Below are 3417 nucleotides of genomic sequence, written 5' to 3' on the forward strand. Positions count from 1 at the left end.
GCCGCAACGGTCCCTTTGTCGCCGAGACATTGCAGATCGTCCTTGCTACACGACAGGGCTTGATTCGCTGCGTCGCTGCCGTTCTTGGCGCTATTGTCCGAAACGCAACCCCAGGTGATCAATGCAACGACTATAAGCACCCCCAAGCCGCCCACCATCTTTCCCGCGTCGGTCTGCTGCTTTACCACAGGCGCGCCACATTTGACGCACGTCGTTGCCTGGTCACTAACCTCGTTCCCGCATTGCTTGCATTTGACCAAAGCCATTAATTCCTCCGATCAGTTTCCTGGTCTCGTCGCAGTGCATCACTTTCTATCGCTACAGTTCCATGAAGGTGATCCAGCACATCTCATCAGGCCCATTTTCCGTCACAACTCTTTCCGCTCGTGAATTATGCATGGCCCCGGGCGCTCGTCCTGCGTGATCAGAACCCGGCGGGAACGGGCGCGCGTCGAACAACCCTCATGCGTACTTGTCGGCCAGAACGTTGACATGGATGACCGCTGGACCACTGGTATATGCCGCCACCAGCACGGTCTCATTGACCGTCGGAGCTGCACATTCGCGGGCACCGGGAAACAAAACTTGGGCTTGACCCACGAGGGAAGTCCTTGCAAACAGAATCGACCCAATGATAGTCCGTCCCGGTTTCATCGACGGAGCGCAGTGCGCGCCGCGTTCGAAGAAGGCCGCAGACTTGCTTTGACTGATCGTATTGCACCTTGGTCCTATATCGGCATCGCCACCAGCCGCCTATTCTGTTGCTTAGGTAAGCATGGTCGAAAGTGCGTTCTGGCGCGAGGCGCCCTGAGGAATAGAGGACCACGCGATCTCGGAAGGAGCAATGACCCCGGCACCGCCCTTCGCGGATGCCGCCATTGCAATACCGGAACCGATCGTTAACGTTTGATAGCGGAGAGAGCCATGAATACGATTAAAGCGGCAGTCTTTGTCATTGGAGTCGCCCTGTCGGCATCCTGCCTTGCCGATGCGAACAAGGAAATGAAACCAGCCAAGATGACCTGCCAGGATTTCCTCGTGATGGATGATGTGTACAAGCCACAGATGGTGTACTGGATGGACGGCTACAACAACAAAGGCAAGATGCAACCCGAAGATGTCGTCATGGTCGGTCAGGACGAAACCGTTGCCGCTCTGGTTGAGGAATGCAAGAAGACGCCGAAGCAGTCCTTTGCCCAAAAGGTGAAATATTTCTTTTCGCACGGCCACACGCCGATCAGCAAGACCTATGCGCACAATTGACCGAACTCGCGTCGAGAGTGAGTGCGCCGGGAGACTGGCAAGGAGTGAGGGGTGAAAGGCAGCTGCTGTCGCCAGAGACTGCAGGTGATGGCGCCGCTGCATCCTGATTGGCGCGGCGAAGAGGCTTTTCGTTCTGCGCTTGCCGGCAATATTGCAGGGTGCTGGCGAACAACAGCGAAGCAAACGTAATGAAGTTGATCGTGTCGACTAAAGCTGGCACAAGCACGGATCCATTCTCCGCTCAGGTGCACTAGTGGCCGGCTTCCGTGCGCAATAAGCGCTTCAACAAAAATCTGAGGAGGCACTGGACGCGGCTCCGAGCCACGGCTGGATTGTTGTCGATATGAAGCGGGAAGGGAATCGCACGTTTCCCGGGATTAAATGGTCAGCCTGCTGCGGGCAAACGTCTCGCGGGCTGCGCTCAGGCCGTTGGATGCGGACGGTTCATCGTTTCCGGGTCGCGCTCGGCCGGCACACCGAACCGTTCGCGAAGGCGGAGCAGAACCTGATCGCTAACGTGATCAGCCTGCGATCCCAGGACAACACGACACTCACCGCCGGCTCGCGAAAAACAGCCGCAGAACGTTCTCAACATCCAGCCGGTCAACTGGACCGTGGATCGATCTCAGGCGTTGGGCTGATCCTGCCGATTCCTACGAATTCAGTTCACGCGCTCGATCCCAAAAAACGAAGAATTGCCCCTGCGTTTGTGTTGCCCACGAGCGAGGGGCATTGGCTGTACGGTGCACTGGTCAACAATATCGGTCGTCCGCCGGGCAGCACAGATGTAACCCGGTTTGGCAGCGGTGGCAGCATGAAAAAGACCCACAGGTGATGGCCGGTCTCCTAAAGGTGCAATCAATGTAGGGAGGCGTTCATTGAACAGGATATCGAAATGGCTGTTCGGTGCGCTGGCTCGCCTCATGTTGTTGTCGATTGTGACGGCAGCCGCTGCGCTCGCCTGCCCAACCGTGACGCTGAGAAGCAAGGCCGAGACCATCCGTGTCGGTGCAAGCTGGCGGGACGGCACGTTGCCGCCTGGAGGCAAGACATACCCGATTTCTCTCGATTGGCCTGGCGTCGCAGCCTTCGGCGCTTCAGGCATCAGGGCTTGGGAGGCACTCTCGAACCTGAAGCGAGTTGCCAATGTGAACCGGAACTGCCTTGCGGACAGAATAGACCCTGCCGCCGGCCCACCGGGAAACGTCATGCATTCACGGATGTCATCCGCCGCGACCGCATCGAAGCCTGAATGCAACATTGAACGCCTGGAATGCAGCAAATCCCGGTCGAATGTCCCGCCAGTAACACGACTCAGCAGTAATCTCTTTGGCGGCGGCCAAACGCTTCCGGTTACTTACGTCACGACAGGTGCTTCCCCAGCCGCATCCGGCGCAGATCGGCCGTTGCGGGTAGCGGTTGCCGCGATTGCACCATTTGTATTGCCACAGACCGATCCGCCAGCCGGTTTTAGCATCGACCTATGGAACGAAGTGGCGCGCCGAATGCACGTCGAATACGCCTGGAATTCAGTTGCGACGCAGTCGGATTTGCTGCTTGCCGTGCAGCGGGGCGACGTAGACGTCGCCATAGCGGCTATCACCATGACATCGGATCGCGAGAAAGTCGTGGATTTCTCGCTTCCGTACTTCGACTCTGGATTGCAGATTATGGTGCGTGCGCGCAACGAAAGTGCTTTTCTGGCCACGCTCCGTTCGATCCCCTGGCGGCCCATTGGCCAGCTTTTCGGCATCGCGGCCATTCTCGTCTTCCTTCTCGCCAATCTGGTGTGGCTGGTCGAACGGAAGCAAGACCCCAATTTCCAGAAACCTTACGTACGCGCGTTAGGGGAAGGTCTATGGGCAACCATGTTGATCATTGCCACGGGTGAGCACGGCGAACGCGATTCCGCCACGATGTGGAAGCGTGTGCTGGTGCCCGCGATGTGGCTGATTGGCGTCGTGCTGATCGCGCAACTTACGGCAACTGTGACGTCTTCGCAAACCGTGGCGCAGCTCCAGTCCAACATTCAGGGCCCGGGCGATCTCCCCGGCAAAACGATTGGCACCGCGGCGGGGACGATTGCCGCGGATTACCTCACCCAACGTGGCTTGCCGTTTGTCGATGTGAAGACCGCTGCCGACGCAATCCGGG

At 58.0% G+C, this 3417-nt stretch carries 5 protein-coding genes; 3 read left to right on the top strand and 2 right to left on the bottom strand.

Translation table 11 applies throughout. The features are described from left to right. Both PQR02_RS39910 and PQR02_RS39915 read right to left on the bottom strand, forming a co-directional pair. The coding region (locus tag PQR02_RS39910) for a zinc-ribbon domain-containing protein (RefSeq protein ID WP_408243307.1) at positions 1 to 266 on the bottom strand (266 nt) is incomplete at its 3' end. Positions 267 to 462: 196 nt separating this feature from the next. Next, positions 463 to 600 carry a hypothetical protein gene (locus tag PQR02_RS39915; RefSeq protein WP_408243308.1) on the bottom strand — a complete coding sequence of 46 codons (138 nt, stop codon included), beginning with the start codon at positions 598 to 600 and terminating at the stop codon, positions 463 to 465. A gap of 324 nt (positions 601 to 924) precedes the next feature. Between PQR02_RS39915 and PQR02_RS39920 the strand changes: the two genes are divergently transcribed. The 3 genes from PQR02_RS39920 to PQR02_RS39930 form a co-directional block, all read left to right on the top strand. Then, positions 925 to 1263: an HdeA/HdeB family chaperone gene (locus PQR02_RS39920; RefSeq protein ID WP_408243309.1), complete on the top strand. Its 339-nt coding sequence runs from the start codon at positions 925 to 927 to the stop codon at positions 1261 to 1263. A gap of 433 nt (positions 1264 to 1696) precedes the next feature. Then, positions 1697 to 2098: a hypothetical protein gene (locus tag PQR02_RS39925; protein ID WP_408243310.1), complete on the top strand. Its 402-nt coding sequence runs from the start codon at positions 1697 to 1699 to the stop codon at positions 2096 to 2098. A gap of 43 nt (positions 2099 to 2141) precedes the next feature. Next, the coding region (locus PQR02_RS39930) for a transporter substrate-binding domain-containing protein (protein ID WP_408243311.1) at positions 2142 to 3417 on the top strand (1276 nt) is incomplete at its 3' end.

The organism is Paraburkholderia sediminicola (assembly GCF_046026895.1).
Lineage (GTDB): Bacteria > Pseudomonadota > Gammaproteobacteria > Burkholderiales > Burkholderiaceae > Paraburkholderia > Paraburkholderia sediminicola_C.

Bases quoted from the DNA above. Each gene is read 5' to 3' on its own strand.
- PQR02_RS39920 (WP_408243309.1), top strand. From the start codon at position 925: ATGAATACGATTAAAGCGGCAGTCTTTGTCATTGGAGTCGCCCTGTCG.
- PQR02_RS39925 (WP_408243310.1), top strand. From the start codon at position 1,697: ATGCGGACGGTTCATCGTTTCCGGGTCGCGCTCGGCCGGCACACCGAA.